At 61.3% G+C, this 25,239-nt stretch carries 22 protein-coding genes and 1 pseudogene; 10 read left to right on the forward strand and 13 right to left on the reverse strand.

Going from position 1 to position 25,239, the window contains the following annotated elements; all coding sequences use genetic code 11:
- Positions 1-30 precede the first annotated feature (30 nt).
- Positions 31-1,589: pseudogene (locus AB4O25_RS03315) on the forward strand (TerC family protein).
- A gap of 43 nt (positions 1,590-1,632) precedes the next feature.
- On the opposite strand, the gene AB4O25_RS03320 reads toward AB4O25_RS03315, so the two are convergent.
- The gene (locus AB4O25_RS03320; RefSeq protein ID WP_017527996.1) at positions 1,633-1,977 is read right to left on the reverse strand and encodes a thioredoxin family protein; all 345 of its coding nucleotides are present in this window, start codon (positions 1,975-1,977) and stop codon (positions 1,633-1,635) included.
- Positions 1,978-2,337: 360 nt separating this feature from the next.
- Between AB4O25_RS03320 and AB4O25_RS03325 the strand changes: the two genes are divergently transcribed.
- The 8 genes from AB4O25_RS03325 to AB4O25_RS03360 all read left to right on the forward strand — a co-directional run bounded on the left by AB4O25_RS03325 (position 2,338) and on the right by AB4O25_RS03360 (position 8,859).
- On the forward strand, positions 2,338-3,186 hold the full coding sequence (locus tag AB4O25_RS03325) for a transporter substrate-binding domain-containing protein (protein ID WP_017527995.1): 849 nt from the start codon (positions 2,338-2,340) through the stop codon (positions 3,184-3,186).
- A gap of 52 nt (positions 3,187-3,238) precedes the next feature.
- Entirely contained in the window at positions 3,239-3,901 is a 663-nt protein-coding gene (locus AB4O25_RS03330; protein ID WP_017527994.1) for an amino acid ABC transporter permease, read from the forward strand.
- A gap of 11 nt (positions 3,902-3,912) precedes the next feature.
- Positions 3,913-4,575 carry an amino acid ABC transporter permease gene (locus AB4O25_RS03335; protein WP_460150475.1) on the forward strand — a complete coding sequence of 221 codons (663 nt, stop codon included), beginning with the start codon at positions 3,913-3,915 and terminating at the stop codon, positions 4,573-4,575.
- A complete protein-coding gene (locus AB4O25_RS03340; RefSeq protein ID WP_017527992.1) occupies positions 4,572-5,354 on the forward strand; it encodes an amino acid ABC transporter ATP-binding protein in 783 nt (260 codons plus the stop codon). The genes AB4O25_RS03335 and AB4O25_RS03340 overlap by 4 nt, the downstream gene beginning before the upstream one ends.
- A 15-nt stretch (positions 5,355-5,369) precedes the next feature.
- Complete coding sequence (locus AB4O25_RS03345) at positions 5,370-5,759, forward strand: RidA family protein (RefSeq protein ID WP_017527991.1); 390 nt, start codon at positions 5,370-5,372, stop codon at positions 5,757-5,759.
- Positions 5,760-5,925: 166 nt separating this feature from the next.
- Positions 5,926-6,690 (forward strand): IclR family transcriptional regulator, encoded by a 765-nt coding sequence (locus AB4O25_RS03350; RefSeq protein ID WP_017527990.1) that lies wholly within the window; start codon positions 5,926-5,928, stop codon positions 6,688-6,690.
- Positions 6,691-6,699: 9 nt separating this feature from the next.
- Positions 6,700-7,908 carry an amino acid deaminase gene (locus AB4O25_RS03355; RefSeq protein ID WP_460150477.1) on the forward strand — a complete coding sequence of 403 codons (1,209 nt, stop codon included), beginning with the start codon at positions 6,700-6,702 and terminating at the stop codon, positions 7,906-7,908.
- A gap of 45 nt (positions 7,909-7,953) precedes the next feature.
- Positions 7,954-8,859 carry a sugar kinase gene (locus AB4O25_RS03360; RefSeq protein WP_116079578.1) on the forward strand — a complete coding sequence of 302 codons (906 nt, stop codon included), beginning with the start codon at positions 7,954-7,956 and terminating at the stop codon, positions 8,857-8,859.
- A gap of 39 nt (positions 8,860-8,898) precedes the next feature.
- Here the strand turns inward: AB4O25_RS03360 and AB4O25_RS03365 are convergent, their stop codons facing one another.
- From AB4O25_RS03365 to AB4O25_RS03420, 12 genes are all read right to left on the reverse strand, one after another.
- A complete protein-coding gene (locus tag AB4O25_RS03365) occupies positions 8,899-9,174 on the reverse strand; it encodes a peptidylprolyl isomerase (RefSeq protein WP_003174397.1) in 276 nt (91 codons plus the stop codon).
- A 31-nt stretch (positions 9,175-9,205) separates the two neighbouring features.
- Positions 9,206-11,755, reverse strand: coding sequence for a PAS domain-containing protein (locus AB4O25_RS03370; protein WP_460150478.1), 2,550 nt, complete (start codon positions 11,753-11,755; stop codon positions 9,206-9,208).
- A 139-nt stretch (positions 11,756-11,894) separates the two neighbouring features.
- A complete protein-coding gene (locus AB4O25_RS03375) occupies positions 11,895-13,847 on the reverse strand; it encodes an acetoacetate--CoA ligase (protein ID WP_017527986.1) in 1,953 nt (650 codons plus the stop codon).
- Between the two features lie 72 nt (positions 13,848-13,919).
- Positions 13,920-14,693 carry a 3-hydroxybutyrate dehydrogenase gene (locus tag AB4O25_RS03380; protein WP_017527985.1) on the reverse strand — a complete coding sequence of 258 codons (774 nt, stop codon included), beginning with the start codon at positions 14,691-14,693 and terminating at the stop codon, positions 13,920-13,922.
- Positions 14,694-14,700: 7 nt separating this feature from the next.
- Positions 14,701-16,092 carry a GntP family permease gene (locus tag AB4O25_RS03385; protein ID WP_017527984.1) on the reverse strand — a complete coding sequence of 464 codons (1,392 nt, stop codon included), beginning with the start codon at positions 16,090-16,092 and terminating at the stop codon, positions 14,701-14,703.
- Between the two features lie 287 nt (positions 16,093-16,379).
- Complete coding sequence (locus AB4O25_RS03390; protein ID WP_068934772.1) at positions 16,380-17,783, reverse strand: sigma-54 interaction domain-containing protein; 1,404 nt, start codon at positions 17,781-17,783, stop codon at positions 16,380-16,382.
- Entirely contained in the window at positions 17,780-19,354 is a 1,575-nt protein-coding gene (locus AB4O25_RS03395; RefSeq protein WP_065878363.1) for an ABC transporter ATP-binding protein, read from the reverse strand. Before AB4O25_RS03395 ends, AB4O25_RS03390 begins: the two co-directional genes overlap by 4 nt.
- A 10-nt stretch (positions 19,355-19,364) precedes the next feature.
- Entirely contained in the window at positions 19,365-20,387 is a 1,023-nt protein-coding gene (locus AB4O25_RS03400; protein ID WP_017527981.1) for an ABC transporter permease, read from the reverse strand.
- The gene (locus AB4O25_RS03405; protein WP_017527980.1) at positions 20,387-21,448 is read right to left on the reverse strand and encodes a microcin C ABC transporter permease YejB; all 1,062 of its coding nucleotides are present in this window, start codon (positions 21,446-21,448) and stop codon (positions 20,387-20,389) included. Before AB4O25_RS03405 ends, AB4O25_RS03400 begins: the two co-directional genes overlap by 1 nt.
- Positions 21,448-23,307 carry an extracellular solute-binding protein gene (locus AB4O25_RS03410; protein ID WP_017527979.1) on the reverse strand — a complete coding sequence of 620 codons (1,860 nt, stop codon included), beginning with the start codon at positions 23,305-23,307 and terminating at the stop codon, positions 21,448-21,450. The genes AB4O25_RS03405 and AB4O25_RS03410 overlap by 1 nt, the downstream gene beginning before the upstream one ends.
- Positions 23,308-23,433: 126 nt before the next feature.
- Positions 23,434-23,715 carry a peptidylprolyl isomerase gene (locus AB4O25_RS03415; RefSeq protein ID WP_010210937.1) on the reverse strand — a complete coding sequence of 94 codons (282 nt, stop codon included), beginning with the start codon at positions 23,713-23,715 and terminating at the stop codon, positions 23,434-23,436.
- Positions 23,716-23,815: 100 nt separating this feature from the next.
- On the reverse strand, positions 23,816-24,310 hold the full coding sequence (locus tag AB4O25_RS03420; protein ID WP_017527978.1) for a DUF1543 domain-containing protein: 495 nt from the start codon (positions 24,308-24,310) through the stop codon (positions 23,816-23,818).
- A 106-nt stretch (positions 24,311-24,416) separates the two neighbouring features.
- Between AB4O25_RS03420 and AB4O25_RS03425 the strand changes: the two genes are divergently transcribed.
- The gene (locus tag AB4O25_RS03425; protein ID WP_460150480.1) at positions 24,417-25,238 is read left to right on the forward strand and encodes an aldo/keto reductase; all 822 of its coding nucleotides are present in this window, start codon (positions 24,417-24,419) and stop codon (positions 25,236-25,238) included.
- The last annotated feature ends 1 nt before the right edge of the window (position 25,239 follow it).

Below are 25,239 nucleotides of genomic sequence, written 5' to 3' on the forward strand. Positions count from 1 at the left end.
ATTCTGAACATCGTTAAAGAGGCTTTATAAATGGAATGGTTAGCGGACCCAACGGCCTGGCTCGGCCTGTTGACGTTGATTGTGCTGGAACTGGTGCTGGGCATCGACAACCTGGTGTTTATCGCGATCCTGGCCGACAAGTTGCCGCCGGAACAGCGCGACCGTGCGCGGTTGATCGGTTTGTCCCTGGCGCTGTTGATGCGCCTGGGCCTGCTGGCGAGTATTTCCTGGCTGGTGACCCTTACCCAGCCGCTGTTCGAAGTGTTCGACAAGAGCTTCTCCGGCCGTGACCTGATCATGCTGTTTGGCGGTGTGTTCCTGCTGTTCAAGGCCACCATGGAGCTGCACGAACGCCTTGAAGGTCATGTGGCGCAGCGCGCGGGCAATGTGGCTTACGCGATGTTCTGGCCGATCGTGGCGCAGATCGTGGTGCTCGATGCGGTGTTCTCGCTGGATGCGGTGATTACCGCGGTGGGCATGGTCGATGAACTGGCGGTGATGATGATCGCGGTGATCATTTCCATTGGCCTGATGATCGTCGCCAGCAAACCGCTGACGCGCTTCGTCAATGCTCATCCCACGGTGATCATGCTGTGCCTGGGCTTTTTGATGATGATCGGTTTTGCCCTGACCGCCGAGGGCCTGGGCTTTCATATTCCCAAGGGTTATCTGTACGCGGCGATTGGTTTCTCGATCCTGATCGAGGTGTTCAACCAGATTGCTCGCGCTCGTCGCAAAAAGTCGGCGCAGGGTGTGTTGCCGGTGCGTGAGCGAACCGCCCATGCGGTGATGCGCTTGCTGGGCGGTCGCAGCCTGGCGGTGGAAGAAGTGGGCGAGGAGGTGGCCGACCTTCTGGGTGAGACGGATGCGGCGCAAGGCCCGCTGTTTGACCGTCGTGAGCGGGTGATGATCAGCGGTGTGCTGCAATTGGCTGAGCGGCCGATCCGCAGCCTGATGACGCCGCGGGCCAAGGTCGACTTCATCGACCTGGCGGACGATGCCGATTCGATTCGTCTGAAGCTGATGCATTCGTCCTACTCGCGCTTGCCGCTGATCCGTAATGGCGCGGTGGATGAGCCCCTGGGTTTTGTGCACAAAAAGAGTTGCTCAAGGCGTGCCTGGCCGGCAACGAGCTGAACCTGGAGCACCTGGCGCGCCGCGCGATCAACCTGCTGGAGAGCTTCTCGATCCTCAATGCTCTGGAGCAGATGCGCCAGGAGTCGACCCATATCGCCTTCGTGATCAACGAATTCGGCGACTTCATGGGCGTATTGAGCATGACCGACATCCTTGAATCCATCGCCGGTGAGTTGCCGGACGCCAGTGAGATCGAGGGGCCGGATATTGTCGAGGAGGGCGGCGGCTTCCGTGCCAACGGCGCCCTGAACCTCAGCCAGGTGTGTCAGCGTACGGGCTTCAAGGCTGTCGCGACGCAGGACTACCAGACCCTGGCGGGGTTGGTGATGAGCCTGCTCGATCGGCTGCCGGTGGTCGGCGATAGCCTGGAATATGCGGGCTGGCGCCTGACGGTGGCGGCGGTGGAGGAACGACGGGTGACGCAGGTGGTGTTGGTGCCTATGGCAGTGTGATTTAAATCGGTGGGTGCGTGGGATGCACTCTCCCGAACGCTGCTCAGGGTTTTGACTTGGCGGTTGCGTAGCGTTTGAACGTACTTATCAAGCGTTTTGCCTGACCTTCGTAGTCGCCAAAGCCCTTGAGCTTTTTCTGTAGCTGCCCGTTGAGATAAATCAACAGCGTTGGAGTGCCGCTGACCTCTGGGTGCCTAGGCGTCTTTGCGCAATCCAGAACGAGGCTGACCACGTTCGGATATCTAGCGGCAACCCGTTCGAAGAGTTCGACCGCCTCCGGGCAGGCAGGGCAGTACTCCGAAGCAAACAGCAGGAATACCGGGTGGGGTGTATTCAGTACTCTTTGGTAGTCCTCGGCATTGGCAATAGTCGCGTTGGCAATCCCCATGATAATCCTCCTCCCTGACGGTGTTGGTTTAGGTCACGCTAAGCCGAGCGATCACCGCCGTCTACTGTCAACCTTCACAGGTATCCCTGTTCAAGCATCGTCGGCAATCTGCGCGCGGTAACGGGGCGTCAGCGCACTCCAATGGCGCTGTCACCCCTGCGTGGGGCCTTGGGTAGCAATTTGATTTCAGATGCTGGCGCAACGCCTCATCTCTAGCGTTGACTCATCTACCTGATTAACAACGAATTTATTAACACCTTCGGTTTCCCTTGAGGTGTGTGGCACACTTTCTGCTGTCTATTCCGTTGTTACATACCAGGTTCCGGTATAGCGGAATAAACAATCTCTGGAGTGCTTGTCATGCATCACCGACCTTCCGTGTTCAAAGCGTGTGTTTTTCTCTTCGCCGCATCGGCTTCCCTCGCAGGCATCGTGCAGGCGGCGGACAGCAAGCTCGATAACGTGCTCAAGCGTGGGCACCTGATCGTGGGTACAGGCAGTACCAATGCGCCGTGGCACTTCCAGGGAGCGGATGGCAAGTTGCAAGGGTTCGATATCGACATCGGTCGCATCGTGGCCAAGGGGTTGTTCAATGACCCGTCCAAGGTCGAGTTTGTGGTGCAGTCGTCCGACGCACGTATTCCCAACCTGCTGACCGACAAGGTCGACATGAGTTGCCAGTTCATTACCGTCACCGCCAGCCGTGCGCAGCAAGTGGCGTTCACCCTGCCGTACTACCGCGAAGGGGTGGGCCTGCTGCTACCGGCCAACAGCAAATACAAAGAGATTGAAGACCTGCAGGCCGCCGGCGACGGCGTTACCGTGGCCGTGCTGCAAAACGTGTATGCCGAAGAACTGGTGCACCAGGCGCTGCCCAAGGCCAAGGTCGACCAGTACGACAGCGTCGACCTGATGTACCAGGCCGTGAACTCCGGCCGCGCCGATGCAGCCGCCACCGACCAGTCCTCGGTCAAATACCTGATGGTGCAGAACCCCGGCCGTTACCGCAGCCCGGCCTACGCCTGGAGCCCGCAAACCTATGCGTGCGCAGTCAAGCGTGGCGACCAGGATTGGCTGAACTTCGTCAATACCGCCCTGCATGAAGCCATGACCGGTGTGGAGTTCCCCACCTACAAGGCCTCGTTCAAGCAATGGTTTGGCGTTGATCTGCCCGAGCCGGCGATTGGTTTCCCTGTTGAATTCAAGTGATTCGGACTAACCGGGGCGCCCGTCAGGGCGCCCCAATCAGGTACTGCTGACCATGAACTACCAGTTGAACTTTGCCGCCGTGTGGCGCGATTTCGACACCTTGCTGGCGGGGCTCGGCCTGGGCCTGCAACTGGCTGTGCTGTCGATCGCCATCGGTTGCGTGATCGGCCTGCTGATGGCCTTCGCCATGCTGTCCCGGCACCGCGCCTTGCGCCTCTTCGCCTCGGTGTATGTGACGGTGATCCGCAATACGCCGATCCTGGTGCTGATCCTGTTGATCTACTTCGCCTTGCCCAGCCTGGGGGTCCGGCTGGACAAGATCCCCTCGTTCATCATCACCTTGTCGCTCTACGCCGGTGCCTACCTGACCGAAGTGTTCCGTGCCGGGCTGTTGAATATTCCCAAGGGGCTGCGTGAAGCCGGGCTGGCGATTGGCCTCGGTGAGTGGCGTATCCGCGCTTATATCACCGTGCCGGTGATGCTGCGCAACGTGCTGCCCGCGCTGTCGAACAACTTTATCTCGCTGTTCAAGGACACCTCGCTGGCCGCTGCCATCGCGGTGCCCGAACTGACGTATTACGCCCGCAAGATCAACGTTGAAAGCTACCGGGTAATTGAAACCTGGCTGGTCACGACCGCGCTCTACGTGGCGGCCTGTTACCTCATTGCCATGCTGCTCCGTTACTTGGAACAGCGTCTGGCGATCCGTCGTTAAGGAGGGTTTGCATGTACGAGTCTCCCAGTTGGCTGCATGAGTTGTGGATCGCCCGGGACACCCTCTGGGCGGGGTTTCAAACCAGCATTTATTGTTCGGCGCTGGCGATTATCTTCGGCACTCTGATCGGTATTTTTGCCGGGCTGGTGCTGACCTACGGCACATTCTGGATGCGTGCGCCGTTTCGTCTTTACGTGGATCTGATCCGTGGCACGCCGGTGTTTGTGCTGGTGCTGGCCTGTTTCTACATGCTGCCGGCCCTCGGTTGGCAGATCAGCGCATTCCAGGCCGGTGCGGTCGGTCTGACCTTATTCTGTGGCTCCCACGTCTCGGAAATCGTGCGCGGCGCGCTGCAAGCCATTCCCCGTGGGCAGTTGGAAGCGGGCAAGGCGATTGGCCTGACGTTTCGCCAATCCCTGGCCTACGTATTGTTGCCCCAGGCGCTGCGCCAGATCCTGCCGACCTGGGTCAATTCCTCCACGGAAATCGTCAAGGCCTCGACCCTGCTCTCGGTGATCGGCGTGGCCGAGTTGCTGCTGAGCACCCAACAGGTGATCGCGCGCACCTTCATGACCCTGGAGTTCTACCTGTTCGCCGGCGTCATGTTCTTTGTCATCAACTACGCCATCGAGTTATTCGGGCGCTACATAGAAAAACGGGTGGCCTTGCCATGAACCAACCTCAAACAACCGAGCCGCTGCTGAACATTTGCGGTTTGCGTAAACAATACGGCGCGGTCGAAGTGCTCAAGGGCGTCGACCTGTCGATGCAGCGCGGCAACGTGGTGACCTTGATCGGCTCCAGCGGCTCGGGCAAGACCACGTTGTTGCGTTGCGTCAACCTGCTGGAAGAATTCCAGGGCGGCCGGATCACCCTGGACGGCGAGTCCATCGGCTACAGCGATATCGGTGGCAAGCGCGTGCGTCACCCGGAGCGCGTGATTGCCCAACACCGTGCGATGACCGGCATGGCGTTCCAGCAGTTCAACCTGTTTCCGCATTTGACCGCGTTGCAAAACGTCACCCTGGGCCTGCTCAAGGTCAAAAAAATGGGCAAGGATGAGGCGGTGGCGTTGGCCGAAAAATGGCTGGACCGCGTCGGCTTGCTGGAACGTCGCAACCACTTCCCCGGCCAGTTGTCCGGCGGCCAGCAACAGCGGGTGGCGATTGCCCGCGCCATTGCCATGAACCCCAGCCTGATGCTGTTCGACGAAGTCACCTCGGCCCTCGACCCGGAATTGGTCGGGGAGGTACTCAGCGTCATCAAGGGGCTGGCGGAAGAGGGCATGACCATGTTGCTGGTTACCCACGAAATGCGTTTTGCCTATGAAGTTTCAGACAAGATCGTGTTCATGAACCAGGGGCGTATCGAGGAGCAGGGGTCGTCGAAAGACATATTCGAACGGCCGCAGTCGCCGCGCCTGGCTGAATTTTTGAAGAATATTCGTTTTTAATCAGGAGCATTTTTTATGAGCATCACTCGTTACGGTGCCGGTAGCACTGCCGGCGGCGGTCAGCCGCGCCCTTTCGCCCGCGCGGTGGAGGCGGACGGTTGGTTGTACGTCTCAGGTCAGGTGCCTGCGGTGGACGGTGAAATCATCACCGGCGGCATTATCGAACAAACCCGGCAGACTATGCGCAATGTGGTAGCGATCCTCGAAGAAGCCGGCTACGAACTCAAGGACGTGGTGCGCGTGGGCGTGTGGCTCGAAGACCCGCGGGACTTCTGGAGTTTCAACAAGGTGTTCGGCGAATACTTCAGCCCCGAGCACGCCCCGGCGCGGGCCTGTGTGCAGGCCAACATGATGGTCGATTGCAAGGTCGAGATCGATTGCGTGGCCTACAAGAAAAAGGGCTAAATTGCCCGACTCTTGAAAGCACGGCAAATCAAGTGTGGGAGGGGCAAGCCCCCGATGAGGGGGTGTCAATGAATGCATCTGACACTGACCCACCGCTATCGGGAGCAAGCCCCCTCCCACAGGGTTCACTGTGCAGCACAACCCTTTTACCGGACCGAAAACTGTCATGACCGAAGACACCATCAAACGCCGCGCCAAAGGCCTGGACCGTGCATTCGATATCCTCGATTTCCTCAAGGAGATCGGCCAGCCCCTGCGTCCGAATGATATTGCCAGTGGCATCGGCAGCCCCAAGTCCACCGTCTACGAACTGGTCGCTTCCTTGTTGGAGCGGCGCATCCTGGAAACCGTGGGCAAGGACGGTCACGTGTACCTGGGCCGCCAGCTGTACTTTCTCGGCCAGGCGCACTTGCGCCACTTCGACCTGACCCGCGAGGCCGACCACGCCTTGCAGGAAATCGTCAGCCAAACCCACGAAACCGCGCAGATGTGCCTGCTCAACGGGCGCAAATACACCGTGGCGCTGATGCGCGAAGGTGAGCGGCATTTCCGGATTTCCTCGGACATCGGCGAAAACGCACCGATTCCGTGGACCGCCTCCGGGCGCCTGTTGCTGGGGCACTTGAGCGACCAGCAGATTGTCGAGCTGATCGACCCCGACGATTTCATCCTGCCGGACGGCCAGCGCTTGGCGCTGGACACGTTCCTGGCGCAAATCCGTCAGGCCACCCTCGATGGGTTCTTCTCCTTCGACAGCGTGGCCGACACCTTTACCCATTGCTTTGCCGCCCCGGTGCGGGACGCGCAGGGCGTCAGCATCGCGACCCTGTGCATTGTCGCGCCACGCGCCGACGCGATTAAAAATTACAACGACTATCGCCGGGTGTTGATCGACAGCGCCAACAACCTGGCCCGTCGCATCAACGAATAGGAGTTTTCCATGTCCGCCATCAACGCCGTTGAAAAAGGCGCCGCCACCCTCGGTGCACACCTGGTCCGTGACGTCAGCTTGCCGGCCCTGGTCCTGCATCGCGAGGCGCTGGAGCACAACATCCGTTGGATGCAGGATTTTGTCAGCAACAGCGGCGCCCAGTTGGCGCCCCATGGCAAGACCAGCATGATGCCGGCGCTATTCCAGCGCCAACTTGAGGCAGGTGCCTGGGGTATCACGCTGGCCAACGCGGTACAGACCCGCGCCGCCTATGCCGGTGGTGTGCGTCGTGTATTGATGGCCAACCAACTGGTGGGCGCGCCGAACATGGCGTTGATTGCCGAGTTGCTGGCCGACGAGGCGTTTGACTTCCATTGCATGGTCGATCATCCGGACAACGTCGCCGATCTTGGGCGGTTCTTCGCCGCCCGTGGCCTGCGCCTGAACGTGATGATCGAATACGGTGTGATCGGCGGCCGTTGCGGTTGCCGCAGTGAACAGCAAGTGCGCGACCTGGCCAAGGCGATCAAGGCCCAACCGGCCCTGGCCCTCACCGGCATTGAAGGCTATGAAGGGGTGATCCATGGCGAGCACGCCATCAGTGGCATTCGCGACTTCGCCGCGAGCCTGGTGCGTCTGGCGGTAGACCTGCAAAACAGCGGTTCTTTCGACTTGCCCAAGCCGATCATCACCGCGTCGGGGTCGGCCTGGTACGACCTGATCGCTGAGTCGTTTGAGCAGCAGAACGCTGCCGGCCGTTTCCTCAGCGTACTGCGCCCCGGCAGTTATGTGGCCCATGACCACGGCATCTACAAAGACGCGCAATGCTGCGTGCTCGACCGCCGCACTGATCTCAACGAAGGCCTGCGCCCAGCGCTGGAAGTCTGGGCGCATGTGCAATCGTTGCCTGAGCCTGGCTTTGCGGTGATCGCCATGGGCAAGCGCGATGTGGCTTACGACGCCGGCTTGCCGGTGCCACTCAAGCGTTACAAGGCCGGGATCGTGCCGGCCGAAGGCGATGATGTCAGCGCGTGCAAGGTCACGGCGGTGATGGATCAGCACGCGTTCATGGTGGTGGCGCCGGGGGTCGAGTTGCAGGTCGGCGACATTATGTCCTTCGGTACTTCCCACCCATGCCTGACGTTCGATAAGTGGCAGGTGGGGTGCCTGGTGGATTCAGAGTTGCGCGTGATCGAAAGCCTGCATACCTGCTTCTAGTCCGAGTCGCGCAGCGGCCACCCGCCACACCAGAGATCACAAGGCATGAACACAAACCCGCGCATCGCCCTGATCGGCGAATGCATGATCGAACTGCAACACCGCGCCGACGGCAGCCTGCAGCAAAGCTTCGGTGGCGACACCCTGAATACGGCGGTGTACCTGCGCCGCGAGCTGGGCGCTATCGGCAGCGTCGACTACGTCACCGCCTTGGGCGATGACAGTTTCAGCGACGCCATGTGCCGGCAGTGGGCCGACGAGGGCCTGGGGCTGGAAAGGGTCCAGCGCCTGCCTGGGCGGCTGCCCGGTTTGTACTGCATCCAGACCGATGCCGGCGGCGAACGTAAATTCCTGTACTGGCGCAACGAGGCCGCCGTGCGCGAGTGCTTCACTACGCCTGCGGCTGAACCCATTCTGGCGGCGTTACCGGATTACGACGTGGTGTATTTGAGCGGCATCACCCTGGCGGTAATCGGCGAAGTCGGGCGTGAGCGCTTGGTGCTGGCCTTGATTGAGGCCCGTCGGCGCGGTGCCAAGGTGGTGTTCGACAACAATTACCGGCCGCGCTTGTGGGCCAGTGTCGAGGCGGCGCGCGCGGCGTATCGCCCAGTGCTGGCCGAGGTGGATATCGCCTTGCTGACCGAGGACGACGAGCAGGCGCTGTTTGGTTTTGCCGACAGCGAGCAGGTGTTTGCGGCGTACCCGGAGATTGCCGAAGTGGTGCTCAAGCGCGGCGCGAATGAATGCCTGATCCGTTGCAATGCCGAGCACTTTGCTGTGCCGGCATTGAAGGTCGAGAGGGTAGTGGATACGACGGCGGCGGGGGATTCGTTCAGTGCGGCGTATGTGGCCAGTCGGCTCAAGGGCGGTTCGCCAGAGGAGGCGGCGTTGGCGGGGCATCGGCTGGCGAGTCGGGTGATTCAGGTGCCGGGGGCGTTGATACCGAGGTGAATGGCTGCCTGCTCCGATAGCGGCTCTAAAGCCAACCCCTCAGTCGCGGTAAAACACCTGCACCAGGTGATACCCGAACTTGCTCTTGATCGGCCCGTGCACCACTTTGACCGGTTTCTTGAAGATCACCGCATCAATGGCCCCCACCATCTGCCCAGGCCGCACTTCACCCAAATCCCCGCCGCGCTTGCCGGAGGGGCAGGTGGAGTACTTCTTGGCCAGCACATCAAAGGCTTCACCCTTGGCGATGCGCTGCTTGAGCTGTTCAGCTTCTTCGCTGGTTTTTACCAGGATGTGACGGGCTTGGGCTTTCATAAGGCTCTACCAGGTAGGCGACGGCGCGCGATTATGCCTGAACTGAATCATCGGCGTTGATCATGCTGCGGATTTTAGTGGCGAGCAGGTCAATCGAAAACGGCTTGGCCACCATGTCCATGCCGTCTTCCAGGAAGCCCTGGCGCTCGGCGGCTTTTTCGGCGTAGCCGGTCATGAACAATACCTTGAGGCCAGGTCGACGCTGGCGGGCGATTTCCGCCAGTTGTCGGCCATTCATCCCCGGCAGGCCCACATCGGTCACCAGCAAGTCCACGCGCAGGTCCGACTCCAGCAGTGGCAATGCGGTGCGTGAGTCCGCTGCCTGATGAGCGGTGTAGCCGAGTTCGTCGAGCACATTCACCACCAGCATGCGCACCGCCGGGTCGTCCTCCACCACCACCACGGCTTCACCGGCCAATGCCACCGGCGCTTCGCCGAGGCTGGCGGGCAGGCTGCTCTCCAGCGCGGTGCCGTGCAGGCGCGGCAGGTACAGGCGCACGCAGGTGCCCTGGCCCGGTTCGCTCTGGATGGTCACGTGGCCGCCGGACTGCTGGGCAAAGCCGTAGATCATCGACAGCCCCAGGCCGGTGCCCTGGCCGATGGGTTTGGTGGTGAAGAACGGGTCGAACGCCTTGGCCAGGATCTTCGGCGCCATGCCACTGCCGTTGTCGCACACGCCGAGCATCACGTAGTCGCCGGCCTTGACCGGTTCGAGGGTGGTGATGTCGGTGCCGTCCAGGTAACTGTTGGCGGTTTCGATCAGCAGCTCACCGCCATCCGGCATGGCATCGCGGGCGTTGATGACCAGGTTAAGCAGGGCGTTTTCCAATTGGCTGGCATCGGTGTTGACCGGCCAGATGTCTTGGCCCAGTTGCACCTTGAGCGTGATGTGCGCGCCTTTGGTGCGCTGGAACAGGTCCTCCAGGGACGCTACCAATTGGTTTGGGTTCAGTGGCTGGCGATCCAGCGACTGGCGCCGCGAGAAGGCCAGCAGGCGGTGGGTGAGGGCGGCCGCGCGATGGGCCGAAGACACGGCGGCATCGGTAAAACGGCCGATTTCCTCACTGCGCCCGGCGGCGATATAGCGCTGCATCAGGTCGAGGCTGCCGATAATCCCGGTGAGCATGTTGTTGAAGTCGTGGGCAATACCGCCTGTGAGCTGGCCCACGGCTTCCATTTTTTGCGCATGGCGCAATGCGTCTTCGGCGCGCTCACGTTCGTACATTTCGTTTTGCAGGCGCTGGTTGGCTTCGGCCAGCGCCTGGGTGCGCTGGGCCACGCGTTCTTCGAGGTTCTCGTTGAGATGGCGCAGGGCTTCTTCGGTGAGTTTGCGTTCGGTCTCATCGATCACAAAAATGTAAAAGCCATTGACCGAGCCGTCATTGCTGAAGCGCGGCAGGTACTTCATCAGCGCATGGCGCGGCCGCCCGTCGCGATGAGGTGTGACCGTCAGGAAACTGCACGCCTTGCCCTTGAGCGCCGCGGCGATCTTGTCTGCGCGCCCGGCATACACCTCATCGCCCAGCACTTCACGGATGGTCTTGCCGTACAGCTCCTGAGGCGTCATGCCGTACCACTCGAGATAGGCACTATTGTTCAGGCGAAAACGTTGTTCGTGGTCGACGTAACCGATCAGCACCGGCATGGCGTTGATGATCAGCTGCAATTCGGTCTGGCTCTGGCGCAGGGCCTGTTCGGTGTTCTTGCGCTCGGTGAGGTCCAGCGCGGCACCTAAAAAGCGCGCCGGGCGACCGTGGCGGTCCTGGTAGCAACGCCCGCGCGCAAACACCCAGCGCACTTGGCCGTCGGCTTGCAACAGGCGGTATTCCTCGGCGTATTCGGTGCCGTGGGTGATGCAGTGCTTGATGCTGCGCGCCACCGTGCCACGGTCTTCGGGGTGGACGCCGTGCAGGTAATCGCTGATCGGCAGCAGGCCGGCGTCGCTGGGGTGAACGCCATGCAGATACGCGAAGTGGGCGTCGGCAATAAAGCGGTCTTCGCCGATATCCCAGTCCCAGGTGCCCACGGCGTCGGTGGCCGCCAGGGCAAGTTGCAGGCGTTGCTCGGTGTTGTGCTGGGCCTTGAGGCTGTCTTCGGAGCGTTGCTGCAGTTCAAGGGTTTTACTGCGACGTTCGTTGGTTTCGATGGCGGTGACCAGAATACCCGCCACATCGCCGCTTTCATCGCGAACCGGGCTGTAGGTCAGGTCGAGCCAGATCTCGGTGTCGCGGTGATCGCGTTGCAGCACAAACCGCTGCTCGCTGAAGGTGCGCACCTGGCCGGTGAGCACGGCCTCGTAGATCGGTGCCGTGAAGCTCTCCAGCTCCGGCCACGTCTGGTGCGCCGGCTGGCCCATGGCCTCGGGGTGCTTGTTGCCCGCCAGCAAGGCGAAACCATCGTTGTAGAGTTGGATGAGTTGGCTGCCCCACAGCAGGAGCATCGGCATCGGCGAGTGGACGACGATGTCCACGGCGGTGCGCAGGCTTTGCGGCCAGTCATTGGCCTCACCGAGCGGGCTTCGTGCCCAGTCCAGCCGTGCAATCAACGCTGCGGCTTCGCTAACGGTGGATGTTTCCTTCATAAAAGCCCTGAGCGTAACGCTTTGAAAAATGACAACACTCATTATCCCGTGAGTCGGGAATGAGTGACTACCCCCAAAAAATAGCACGCATTTGGGGGTTTTCTTCAAAGGAGTGCCGGTGGGCTGAAACCTTTCATCTTCACGCCAGCTCGGGGCGGTTGCGAAACTCCTCCAGCGCCTGCGGGTTGGCCAGGGCGTCGGTGTTTTTCACCGGCTCGCCGTGTACCACGTTGCGCACCGCCAGTTCGACGATCTTGCCGCTGAGGGTGCGGGGGATATCCGTGACCGCGACGATCTTGGCCGGTACATGGCGAGGGGTGGTGTTGGCGCGGATCACCTGGCGGATCTGCTGCTCCAGCGCATCATCCAGCGCAACCCCGTCATCGAGGCGCACAAACAGCACCACGCGCACATCGTCCTGCCAGCGTTGGCCGATGGCCAGGCTTTCCAGCACCTGCGGGACTTTGTCCACCTGGCGATAGATCTCCGCCGTGCCGATGCGCACGCCGCCGGGGTTGAGCACCGCGTCGGAGCGTCCGTGGATCAACAGGCTGCCGTTCGGGCGTTGCTCGGCGTAGTCGCCCTGGGCCCAGACGCCGGGGAATTGGCTGAAATAGGACGCGCGCAGCTGCTTTTGATTCGGGTCGTTCCACAAACCGATGGGCATGGCCGGGAAATGCCGGGTACACACCAGTTCGCCTTTTTCACCGATCAAGGGGTGGCCCTGGTCGTCCCACACCTCGATCGCCATCGCCAGGCTCTTGCACTGCATCTCGCCGCGCCGTACCGGCAACACCGGGTTGCCGATCACAAAACAGGAGACGATATCGGTGCCGCCGGACATCGATGACAAACACAGCTCGGCCTTGATTTCGCGGTACACGTAGTCATAGCTCTGCGGCGACAGCGGCGAGCCGGTGGAAATCAGCGTCTTCAGGCTGCTCAAGTCATGGCTGCGGCGCGGTTGCAACCCGGCTTTTTCCAGGGTGGCGAGGAACTTGGGGCTGGTGCCGAACACGCTGATCCTTTCGGCATCGATCAGGTCGATCAAGCGCTCGGGGCCTGGGTGAAACGGCGAGCCGTCATACAGCACCGCCGTGGCGCCGATCGCCAGCACCGACACCAGCCAGTTCCACATCATCCAGCCGCAGGTGGTGTAGTAGAACAGGCAGTCCTCCCTCGACAAATCGGCATGCAGGCCGTGTTCCTTCAGGTGCGTGAGCAGCACGCCGCCGGTGCCGTGGATGATGCATTTGGGCACGCCGGTGGTGCCGCTGGAGTAGAGGATGTACAGCGGATGGTCGAACGGTACCGCGACGAATTCGGGCTCGCCGCCGGCTTGGTAAAAATCAGCCCACAGCGCCACGTTCGCCTGGGTGTGGTAGTCCTCGACCCGCGCCTGGGGCCGCGCATACGGCAGCACAATCAATTGCTCCAGGGACGGCAGCCGGTCGAGGATCTCATTGAGTTTGCGGCTTTGGTCGATGGTTTTACCGGCATAGCGGTAACCGGCACAGGTGATCAGCACCTTGGGCTCGATTTGACCGAAACGGTCGATGACACCCTGGGTGCCGAAGTCCGGCGAGGAACACGACCAGATCGCGCCCAAACCGGTGGTGGCGAGCATGCCGACCAGGGTTTGCCAAGTGTTGGGCATGCACGCCGCCACGCGGTCGCCCAGGGTGACACCGGCTGCGCGCAGGCTGCGCTGTAAACCGGCGACGTGCTGGGCCAGTTCGGCGTAGGTGAGTTGTTCGCGCTGGCCGTCTTCGCTGATCGCAACCACGGCCGCATGCTCATCGCGCCGACGCAGCAGGTGTTCGGCAAAGTTCAGGGTCGCGCCGGGAAACCACTGCGCGCTGGGCATCTCAAGGTCTTCGACCAGCACTGCGCTGGGCGGGCTGCGAAACTGTACGTCGAAGAACGCTACGATGGCGCGCCAGAAGTCGGGACGCTGGTCGATGCTCCACTGGTGCAGGGCGGGGTAGTCATTGAGCTGCACGTTGTGGCGGTTGTTGATGAAGCGCCGGAACTGGTCCATTCGGCTGTTGGCAATGCGTTCCGGGGAGGGCTGCCAGAGGATGTCGGACATAAGCGAAGTCTCTTTTCTTGTGCAGGTCTTCCAAGCACTGGAATTCTTATGTGGGAGGGGCGGTGTTTGGTCTTATTGGGCTAGCCAACCGCCATCGATATTCCACGCGGCCCCACGCACCTGGGCGCCGGCCTCACTGCACAAAAACAACACCAACTCACCCAATTGCGGCGGCGTCACGAACTCCAGCGACGGCTGCTTTTCGGCCAGCAAATCATGCTGCGCCTGTTGCGGGGCCACGCCCATGGCGATGCGGTCATCGATCTGCTTCTGCACCAGCGGCGTCAGCACCCAGCCCGGGCAAATAGCATTACAGGTCACATTGCTGGTGGCCGTCTCCAGGCCTACCACTTTGGTCAGGCCGATCACGCCATGCTTAGCCGCCACATAGGCGGCCTTGCCCACGGAGCCGACCTGGCCGTGCACCGAGGCAATATTGACGATACGCCCCCAGCCCTTGGCCTTCATGCCCGGCAGGCTCAAGCGTGTGCTGTGGAACACCGAAGAAAGGTTGATGGCAATGATCGAGTCCCAACGTTCGGCCGGGAAGTCTTCCACGGCGGCCACGTGCTGGATCCCCGCATTGTTGACCAGGATGTCCACGCCGCCGAATTCGCGCTCGGCGTAGGCGAGCATGTCGGCGATTTGCGCCGGGTCACTGACATCCGCCGGGTGATGCCCGACCTTGCCGCCAAACGCCTGCACTTGGGCGATCACCGCACTGGCATCGCCGAAGCCGTTGAGAATCAGGTTGGCGCCGGCCTTGGCCAGGCTGAGGGCGATCCCCAGGCCGATGCCGCTGGTGGAACCGGTGACCAGCGCGGTCTTGCCGTTCAATGTCGTCATACAAACCTCACACAATGCCGGTGGCATAGAAAGTAGCGATCACCACGAACACCGCAAGCGTCTTGATGATCGTGATGCCAAAAATATCCTTGTAGGCTTCGCGGTGGGTCAGCCCGGTGACCGCGAGCAAGGTGATCACCGCGCCGTTGTGGGGCAGGGTGTCCATGCCGCCGCTGGCCATGGCCGCGACCCGGTGCAGCACTTCAAGAGGAATATTGGCCGCGTGGGCCGCCGAAATAAAACTCTCGGACATGGCCGCCAAGGCGATGCTCATGCCGCCCGAGGCGGAACCGGTGATGCCCGCCAACAGGGTCACGGTAATCGCTTCGTTGACCAGCGGGTTGGGGATGCCCTTGAGCCAGTCCGCCAGCACCAGAAAGCCCGGCAGCGAGGCAATCACCGCGCCAAAGCCGTACTCCGAAGCGGTGTTCATCGCCGCCAGCAGCGCACCGCTGACCGCACTTTTACTGCCCTCGGCCAGCTTGCTCTTGATCGCCGAAAAGCCGAACACCAGCACCACGATAATCCCCACCAGCAACGCCGCCTGCACCGCCCAGATCGCGGTGAGCTTGGCGATATCTGTGGTCACCGGGGTGCTCATGCCTGGCAGGCTGAGGCTATGGGTCTTGCCGTACCACAGCGGGATCCAGCGGGTGAACAACAGGTTCATCACGCCGACCAGGATCAGTGGCGACAGCGCGACCCATGGGTTGGGCAGGCTCAGGTTTTCGGCGGTTTCCGGTTCGTTGCGCAGTTCGGTGCCATAGCCCTCGCCGGCGCGCTGCGCCTTGTTGCGTTGGCGTGCCAGGTAGAGCATGCCGGCGCAGAACACGAAAACCGTACCGATCAAGCCCAGCCAAGGCGCAGCCCAGGCGGTGGTGTTGAAGAAGGTGCTGGGGATGATGTTCTGGATCTGCGGCGTGCCGGGCAGGGCGTCCATGGTGAACGAAAACGCACCGAGGGCGATGGTCGCCGGGATCAGGCGCTTGGGGATATTGCTCTGGCGGAACATCTCCGCCGCGAACGGGTACACCGCAAACACCACCACAAACAGCGACACGCCGCCGTAGGTGAGCAGGGCGCAGACCAGCACGATCACCAGCATCGCCTGGCGCGTGCCGAGCAAGCGGATCGCGGCCGCGACAATCGAGCGCGAAAAGCCCGACAGCTCGATCAGCTTGCCAAACACCGCACCGAGCAGGAACACCGGGAAATACAGTTTGATGAACCCGACCATTTTCTCCATGAATACCCCCGTAAAGGCCGGGGCAACGGCGGACGGGTCGGTGAGCAGCACGGCGCCGAGGGCGGCGATGGGGGCGAACAGGATAACGCTATAGCCACGGTAGGCAGCCAGCATCAGCAGCGCCAGGGCTGCCAGGGCAATGATCACACTCATGGTGTGTCTCCAGATTGGATTGTTATTTTTGTGGGATGGTGCTTTGGGGAGGGCTATAGCGAGATTTGTGCCAGTTAGTTAACGTATTGATATTAAAAGGTATTTTTCGGTACTTCGAAGCGATCTCGAAAGAATATCTCATTTTAGAGACATGCATGAATCAACTGTGGGAGGGGGCTTGCTCCCGATTGCGGTGGGTCAGCTAGCTAATACAGTGACTGTCATACCGCTATCGGGAGCAAGCGTCCTCCCACAGGGTTTGTCTTTATATGGAGATTTTAGTCTCTTTACTGAGAATCGTTGATGCCCAGTGCGACCATTTTCTTGTACAGGGTCGACCGCCCCAGCCCCAACCGGTTGGCAGCCTCCACCACATTCCCCTCACAAGCCTTGAGCGCCGCCGCGATCACTTGCCGGTCGAAGCGCTCCCGCGCCGCCGTAAACGTTTCGCCCTCAACCGGCGCCACGCCAGTGCCGCGTTCCACCGGGCTGAACGTGCCAATCGCCGCGCGAATCTCTCCCGCATTCAACACCAGGTCATCACTTAACAATGCGGCACGCTCCAACACGTTGCGCAACTCGCGGATATTCCCCGGCCACGCATGTTGCGCGAGCAGGGCCAGCGCTTCGCGATCCAGTTCATGCTGGCTGCGCAACTCTTCCAGGATCGCCTCGCTCAACGCAGGAATATCCTCCAAACGCTCACGCAGCGGCGGCACCTGGATCGGCAGCACATTCAGGCGGTAATACAAGTCCGCGCGGAACTCGCCACGTTTGATCGCCGCTTCCAGGTCCATCGACGTGGCAGCAATCACCCGCACATCGCTGTGCAGCATTTCGTTGGAGCCGACCGGCTCGAACTCCTTCTCCTGCAATACCCGCAGCAGCTTGCTTTGCAGCGGCAAGGGCATGTCGCCGATTTCATCGAGAAACAGCGTGCCGCCCTGGGCGATCTGAAACTTGCCGGGACGCCCTTTGCGGTCGGCGCCGGTAAACGCACCGGGCGCAGTGCCGAAAAATTCGGCCTCCAACAGATCATGGGGAATGGCGGCACTGTTGATGCTGACGAAAGCTTTGTGGGCGCGCGGCGATGCACCATGAATGGCCTGGGCGAGCAGTTCTTTACCGGTGCCGGTTTCCCCCAGCAGCAGCACCGGCGACTCGGCGCTCGCGCTGCGCCGGGCGCGGCGCTTGACTTCGAGGCTGGCGGCGCTGGTGCCGATAAAGTGCGCGAAATTGTATTTGCTCTGGCGTGCGCGCAGCAGCGAGCGGGTAGAGGCCAGCTCCTGCTGCATGCTCAGGTAGCGCTCGATCAATGGCGACAGGTTACGCAGTTCGTCGAACAGCGCAAAACCAATCGCCCCGATCACCTCGCCGGCATCGTCGTGGATCGGCAGGCGCATTACCACCAGCGGGCCTTTGGGCGTGTCCTGGATATCCAGCAAAATCGGCCGGTCGGTGCGCACGACCTGGCGCAACAGGCTGTTGGAGATCACCTGTTCGCACGCTTGGCCGATGGCTTCTTCGGCGCTTTTGAGGCCGAAGCGCTTGGCGTAGCGCTCGTTCATCCAGACGATATTCGCGTCACGGTCGACAATCACCGTGCCTTCGCTGGACTGCTCGATGATCTCGAACAGCGACTGGATGGCCAGCCCGCGAACGTGTTGGTAGTCCGTCAGGCGGCTGTTCATGTCGACAGCCCACACGCGGCGGCCAGCAGCTCCTGGGTGTAGGGATGCTGTGGCGATTCAAATACGGCATGGCTCGCGCCGTGCTCCACCACCTTGCCATCCTTGATCACGATCATGTCATGGGCCATGGCGCGCACCACCGCCAGGTCATGGCTGATGAACAAGTAGGTCAGGCCGTATTTTTCCTGAAGCTCACGCAACAGCGCGACCACCTGTTTTTGTACCGTGCGGTCCAGCGCGGAGGTCGGCTCATCCAACAGCATCAGCGCCGGCTTGAGTACCAAAGCGCGGGCGATGGCGATGCGCTGGCGCTGGCCTCCGGAAAACTCATGGGGGTAGCGGTGGCGGCTGGCCGGGTCGAGGCCCACATCCTTGAGCACCTGGATCACTTGGGCGTCGCGCTCGGCCAGGCTGCACGGCGCATGCACTTGCAGGCCTTCGCTGATGATCTGCTGCACCGACATGCGCGGGCTGAGGCTGCCGTAAGGGTCCTGGAACACCACCTGCATCTGCTTGCGCCACGGGCGCATCTGTTGGTGGTTGAGCGGGTCAAGGGCATGGCCCTGGAAGCGGATGCTGCCGGTGGAGTCGAGTAAACGCAGGATCGCCTGGCCCAGGGTGGACTTGCCCGAGCCGGACTCGCCGACAATCCCCAGGGTCTTGCCGCGCTGCACGCTGAGGCTGATGCCATTCACCGCGTGCAAATAGGTCTTGCGCCGAAACAGCCCGCCGCCAAGGGGGAAGTGCACGTTCAGGTCGTTGACTTCCAGCACGGTTTCGCGCGGGTCGGCACACAACACGTCGCCGGAAGGCTCGGCGTCCAGCAACAGACGGCTGTAGGGGTGTTGCGGTGCGGTGAACAAGGTCTCGCATGCGGCCTGCTCGACGATTTCGCCGGCGCGCATCACGCACACGCGTTGGGCAATGCTGCGCACCAGGTTGAGGTCATGGCTGATCAGCAACAGCGACATGCCCAGGCGTTGTTGCAGCGACTTGAGCAGCAACAGGATCTTGCGCTGCACGGTCACGTCCAGCGCGGTGGTGGGCTCGTCGGCGATCAGCAGTTCCGGCTCGCAGGCCAGGGCCATGGCGATCATCACCCGCTGGCGTTGGCCGCCGGACAACTGGTGCGGGTAGGCCTTGAGGCGTTCCTGGGGTTTTTGGATACCCACCAGTTCAAGCAGTTCGAGGATGCGCGCCTGCGCCGCCTTACCGCCCAGGCCCTTGTGCAGCAGCAGGGTTTCGCCGATTTGCTTTTCGATGCTGTGCAGCGGGTTTAGCGACGTCATCGGCTCCTGGAAAATCATTGCAATGCGGTTGCCGCGCAGTTTCTGCAGCGTGGCGGTGGATGCGCCGATCAACTCCTGTTCGCGATACTTGATGGAACCGGTGGTGTGGGTGCCGGCCTCGGGCAGCAGTTGCAGGATCGAATGGGCGGTGACTGACTTGCCCGAGCCGGACTCGCCCACCAGCGCCAAGCATTCGCCGGGGCGCACGTCCAGGCACAGGTTGCGCACCACGGTCTGGCCGCTGAAGGCGACGTTGAGGTCGCGTATTTCGATCAGGTTCATAGGGGCTCACTCATGAACGTGGGTCGAAGGCGTCACGCAACGCCTCGCCGATAAAGACCAGCAGCGACAGGATCAGCGCCAGGGTGAAAAACGCCGTCAAACCCAGCCAGGGCGCTTGCAGGTTCTGCTTGCCCTGGGCGATCAGCTCGCCCAGCGAGGCGCTGCCGGCGGGCATGCCGAACCCGAGGAAATCCAAGGCACTGAGGGTGGAAATCGCCCCGGTCAGGATAAACGGCAGGTAGCTCAACGTGGCGGTCATCGCATTGGGCAGGATGTGCCGGCGGATGATCTTGCCATCGCCCAGGCCCAACGCGCGTGCCGCCTTGACGTACTCCAGGTTGCGCCCGCGCAGGAATTCGGCGCGCACCACGTCCACCAGCGCCAGCCAGGAAAACAGCGCCATGATCCCCAGTAACCACCAGAAGTTCGGCTCGACGAACCCTGACAGGATAATCAGCAGGTACAGCACCGGCAGGCCCGACCACACCTCCAGAACGCGCTGGCCGAGCAAGTCGACCCAGCCGCCGTAGTAACCCTGCAAGGCCCCGGCGGCAATGCCGATGGCCGCGCTGATCGCGGTGAGCGCCAAGGCGAACAGGATCGATACGCGCGCGCCGAAGATCACCCGTGCGAGCACATCGCGGGACTGATCATCGGTGCCCAGCCAGTTCACCGCTGAGGGCGGGCTGGGGGCAGGGCGGGTCAGTTCGTAGTTGGGCGTGTCGTCGCTGAACGGGATGGGTGGGAACAGCATCCAGCCACCGTCCTGCTTGATCAGCTTTTGCACGTAATCGCTGCGGTAATCCGCCTGAAAGGGCAACTGGCCGCCAAACTGCTGCTCGGTGTAGCGCTTGAATGCCGGGAAATACAGCGCGTTCTGGTAGCTGAGCACCAACGGTTTGTCGTTGGCGATCAACTCGCCGCCGAGGGTCAGGATAAACAGGCCGATAAACAGCCACAGCGACCACCAGCCCCGGCGGTTCTTCTTGAAACGCTCAAAACGCCGACGGGCCACGGGAGATAAATTGAGCATCAGGCGTTCCTCGCGGCGAAGTCGATACGCGGGTCCACCAGGGTGTAGCACAGATCACCGATCAGTTTTATCAAGAGGCCGAACAGGGTGAAGATAAATAGCGAACCAAACACCACCGGGTAATCCCGCGAAACGGCGGCTTCATAGCTCATGCGGCCCAGGCCATCGAGGGAGAAGATCACTTCAATCAACAGCGAGCCGGCGAAGAACACGCTGATGAACGCCTGGGGAATTCCGGAGATCACCAACAGCATGGCGTTACGGAACACATGACCGTACAGCACGCGCCGCTCGCTCAAGCCCTTGGCCCGCGCGGTGACCACGTACTGGCGGGTGATCTCATTGAGAAACGAGTTCTTGGTAAGGATGGTCAGCGTGGCGAACCCGCCGATCACCAGGGACGTCACCGGCAGCACCAGGTGCCAGAAGTAGTCGGCAATCTTGCCCACGGTGCTCAGCTCTTCGAAATTTTCCGAGACCAGGCCACGCACCGGGAACCAGTTCAGCGAGGTGCCACCGGCGAACACCACGATCAGGAACATCGCGAACAGGAACGCGGGCATCGCATAGCCGATCACGATCGCGGTGCTGCTCCACACGTCAAAGCTGCTGCCATGGCGCACCGCTTTGCGAATGCCCAGGGGGATCGACACCAGATAGGTGATCAGCGTGGCCCACAGGCCCAGGGAGATAGTGACGGGCATTTTTTCCAGGATCAGATCGATCACCGTCTTGCCACGGAAAAAACTGTTGCCGAAGTCCAGTTGAGCGTAGCTCTTGAGCATCAGCCACAGGCGTTCCGGCGCGGGCTTGTCGAAACCGTACTGTTTTTCGATGTCCTTGATCAGCTTTGGGTCCAGGCCACGGCTGGCGCGTGAACCACTGCTCACACCTTCGCCGGAAGAGCCGCCGACACCACCGCCGCCAATCCCTTGCAGGTGGGCGATGGCCTGTTCCACCGGGCCACCGGGGGCGGCCTGCACGATCACGAAATTCACCAGCAGGATGATCACCAGGGTCGGGATGATCAGCAGCAGGCGGCGCACGATATACGCAAACATCAGCGTGCCCCTCCACGTTTTTTCAGCTCGGCGTTCATTTGCTCATGGGTCAGTGGCGTGGGGCTGATTTCCCACCAGGTTTCCAGGGCTTCGTCGTTCTTGGCCTCGATGGCCGGGCGACCGAAGCGGTTCCACCACGCGGCGGAGGTGCCGGGCGGGTAGTAATTGGGGATCCACAGGTAATTCCATTGCAGCACCCGGTCCAGGGCATGGGCGTAGGTGAGCATCTGCGCCTGGGTGTCCGCTTTGACCAGGCCCTTGATCAACGTGTCGACGGCGGGGTCCTTGAGCACCATGTAGTTGTTGGCGCCCGGATCGAAGGCTGCGCTTGAACCGAAATAGTTGTACAGCTCCATGCCTGGCGAGGTGGTGACCGGAAAACCGGTGACGATCATGTCGTAGTCCCGCGCCATCAAACGGTTGACGTACTGGGAGGAATCGATGCGACGGATGTTCAGGGTAATGCCGATCTGCGCCAGGTTGCGCTTGTAGGGCAGCAACAGGCGCTCAAGGCCCGCCTGGGCGTTGAGAAAGGTAAATTCCAACGGCTCACCTTCGGCATTTACCAACCGGTCACCGTCCGGTTTCCAGCCGGCCTCTTCCAGCAGCGCCAGTGCTTGCAATTGCTTGTCGCGGATCATGCCGCTGCCATCGGTGACCGGCGCCTTGAACACCTGGGTAAAGACTTCCTCGGGCACTTGCCCGCGCAACGGCTCGAGAATCGCCAGTTCTTCCTTCGTGGGCAACTGGCTGGCGGCCAACGGACTGTTGGAGAAAAAGCTCTGCTGGCGGATGTACATATTGCGCATCATCTGCCGGTTGGCCCATTCGAAGTCCCACAACATTGCCAGTGCCTGGCGTACGCGGCGGTCCTTGAACATCGGCTTCTGCACGTTGAACACATAGCCCTGGGCCGGTTGTGGCATTTCCTTGGCCAAATGCGCGCGTTGCAAGCGGCCATCGTCAAGGGCCGGCCCGTTGTAGCCGATGGAATAGCCGGTGGCGGAGAACTCACGGTTGAAATCGTAGGCGCCGCCGCGCAGTACCTGGCGAGCCACCTCGGTATCGCCGAAATACTCCAGGCTCAGGTGATCGAAGTTGTAAAGGCCGCGACTCACCGGCAGGTCCTTGCCCCACCAGTCCGGGTCGCGGGTAAACGTGATGGTGTTGCCGGCGTCGACTTTACTGACCTTGTACGGGCCGCTGCCCAGCGGCGCTTCGTAGCCGCCGCCATTGGCAAAATCGCGGGTTTTCCACCAGTGCTCGGGGAACACCGGCAGCGTGGCGATATCCAGGGGCAGGGTGCGGTTTTCATTGCTGGAAAAGTCGAAGCGCACTTGGCGCTCGCTTTCCACTTCAACGTGCTTTACGTCGGCGAACAACGTGCGAAAGCGCAGGCTGCCTTGGGTCATCAACACATCAAAGCTGTAGCGCACGTCTTCGGCGGTGATGGGCTTGCCGTCGGCAAAGCGCGCCTTGGGGTTCAGGTAGAAGCGCAGCGACAGGCCGTCATCGGCGCGATCCATCTTTTCGGCGACCAGGCCGTAGACCGTATAGGGTTCGTCCAGGGAGCGCAGGGCCAGGGGCGCATACAGCCAGCCATCGACCTGCGACACGCCGATACCTTTGTCTATATAGGGCAGCACATGGTCAAAACGCCCGATCTCAATCGCCGAGCGCCGCAGGCTGCCGCCCTTGGGGGCATTGGGGTTGGCATAGTCGAAATGGGTGAAACCGGCAGGGTACTTGGCCGCTTCGCCATACACCGTAAGGTACGGTTGTGGCGCCGCGATCACGGCGGCACTGGCCAGCAGCAGGGCGAGGGTGGAGCTCAATAGGGTCGAAAAGGCCAATCGCATTATCAGTCTTGAACGCCGGGTGAAGAAGAATAAGGATTTGTACGCTAACGGCATCAGCGTCGCCAGTCATCACATGCACAACGGCCCACCAAAAGGCGGGCCGTTGTTTCAAGCATCATCCAGGCATCAGTCCTGACGGCTGGTGACTTCCAACAGGTGGTAGCCGAACTGGGTCTTGACCGGGCCTTGCACGGTATTGACCGGAGCGCTGAATACCACGGTGTCGAATTCTTTAACCATCTGGCCTGGACCGAACGAACCCAGGTTGCCGCCGTCGCGGCTTGATGGGCAGCTGGAGTTGGCTTTGGCGATCTCTGCGAAATCAGCGCCGCCTTCGATTTGGGCCTTGAGTTCGTTGCACTTGTCTTCAGTGGAAACGAGGATGTGACGGGCGGTGGCTTTGGCCATGGTGGGTAACTCCTTGAATGAAAAGGGTGAGCGTACCGGATTCAGGCGATTATTTCCCGGCAAAGTTCCCATGGATTGCCTGGGCGGCGCAGTTGGGCGCTCAACCCAGGACGATATAGTCGTTCTGCCGGATGATGGGATGGTGCGGGTCTTGCACCAGATGCAGGTAACGACCGTCCACCAGGTCGATCGGCAGGCAGTCATCAATGTCCATCACCGCATCCGTATGCGCCTGAGACCAATGCCGCAGCATCTGTTGCTTGCCCTTGCTCTTGGCTTCCTGTTTGTTACGGGCGACCACCAGTAAATAGTGGTGCGCCTCACCGAAACTGTCGGCTTCATAACCGCCCAGGTTGATGAAGTACAGATGATGCGCACCCGCTTGTGGCGCCAGATGGCTGAGTTCGATTTTCCACCCGTCGACGCCATCCACGGCCATCCACGAATCAATGTGCATGCCCTTGGGGCTGCCGAACCACGCATCACGCAGTTGTGGGTAGGTGGCTTGCAGCGTGTCCGCGACGGCAAACACCACATCATGCACTTCGATCCTGGCCCGTGGGTGCTTGCCCCCGAGCATAACGACAAACAGCATTGCAGGTCCTTCCTGGCGACTTGGCAGACGCCAACCATACTTCGGTTGAACCCTTTTGTCCGGTCAATGCCACACTGTTAACCCGCGAACTCATCAGGAGGTTGTTATGCGTACCATCGATCTGGCGGGTGTGCCCGTCCCTGTCATTGGCCAGGGCACCTGGCGCATGGGCGAAGACCCGAGCCGGCGCCGGGAGGAAGTCGCTGCGTTGCAACTGGGAATCGACGAAGGCATGACCCTGATCGATACCGCTGAAATGTACGGCGAGGGTGGCGCTGAAGAGGTCGTCGGTGAAGCCATTCGTGGCAAGCGTGACCAGGTGTTCCTGGTGAGCAAGGTGTACCCGCACAATGCCAGCCACAAGGGCGTTCCGCGCGCCTGCGACGCCAGCCTGCGGCGCCTGGGTAGCGACCATATCGATTTGTACCTGCTGCATTGGCTGGGCCAATACCCCCTTGAAGAAACCGTCGAAGCCTTCGAACGCCTGCGCGAGGCCGGCAAGATCGGCCGCTGGGGCGTCTCCAACTTTGACGTGGCCGACCTGCAGGAACTCGCATCCCCGGCCTGCGCCACCAATCAGGTGCTCTACAACATCCAAGAGCGCGGTATCGAATTTGACCTGTTGCCCTGGTGGCAACAGCACCATTTGCCGTTGATGGCGTACTGCCCGATCGCGCAGGGCGGCGAACTGTTGTCCAGCCCGACCCTCAAGCAGATTGCCCAGCGCCACGACGTCACACCCGCCCAGGTTTCCCTGGCCTGGGTTTTGCGCCAGGACGGCGTAATCGCCATTCCCAAGGCGGTAACGCCGGAGCATGTGCGGCTTAACGCGGCCGCCGCCAACCTGGTGCTCGACGAGCACGACCTGGACGCGATCGACCGTGTGTTTGGCGCGCCCAAGCGCAAGCACCCTTTGGCGATGGTGTAGC

The organism is Pseudomonas sp. S3_A03, from assembly GCF_054668275.1.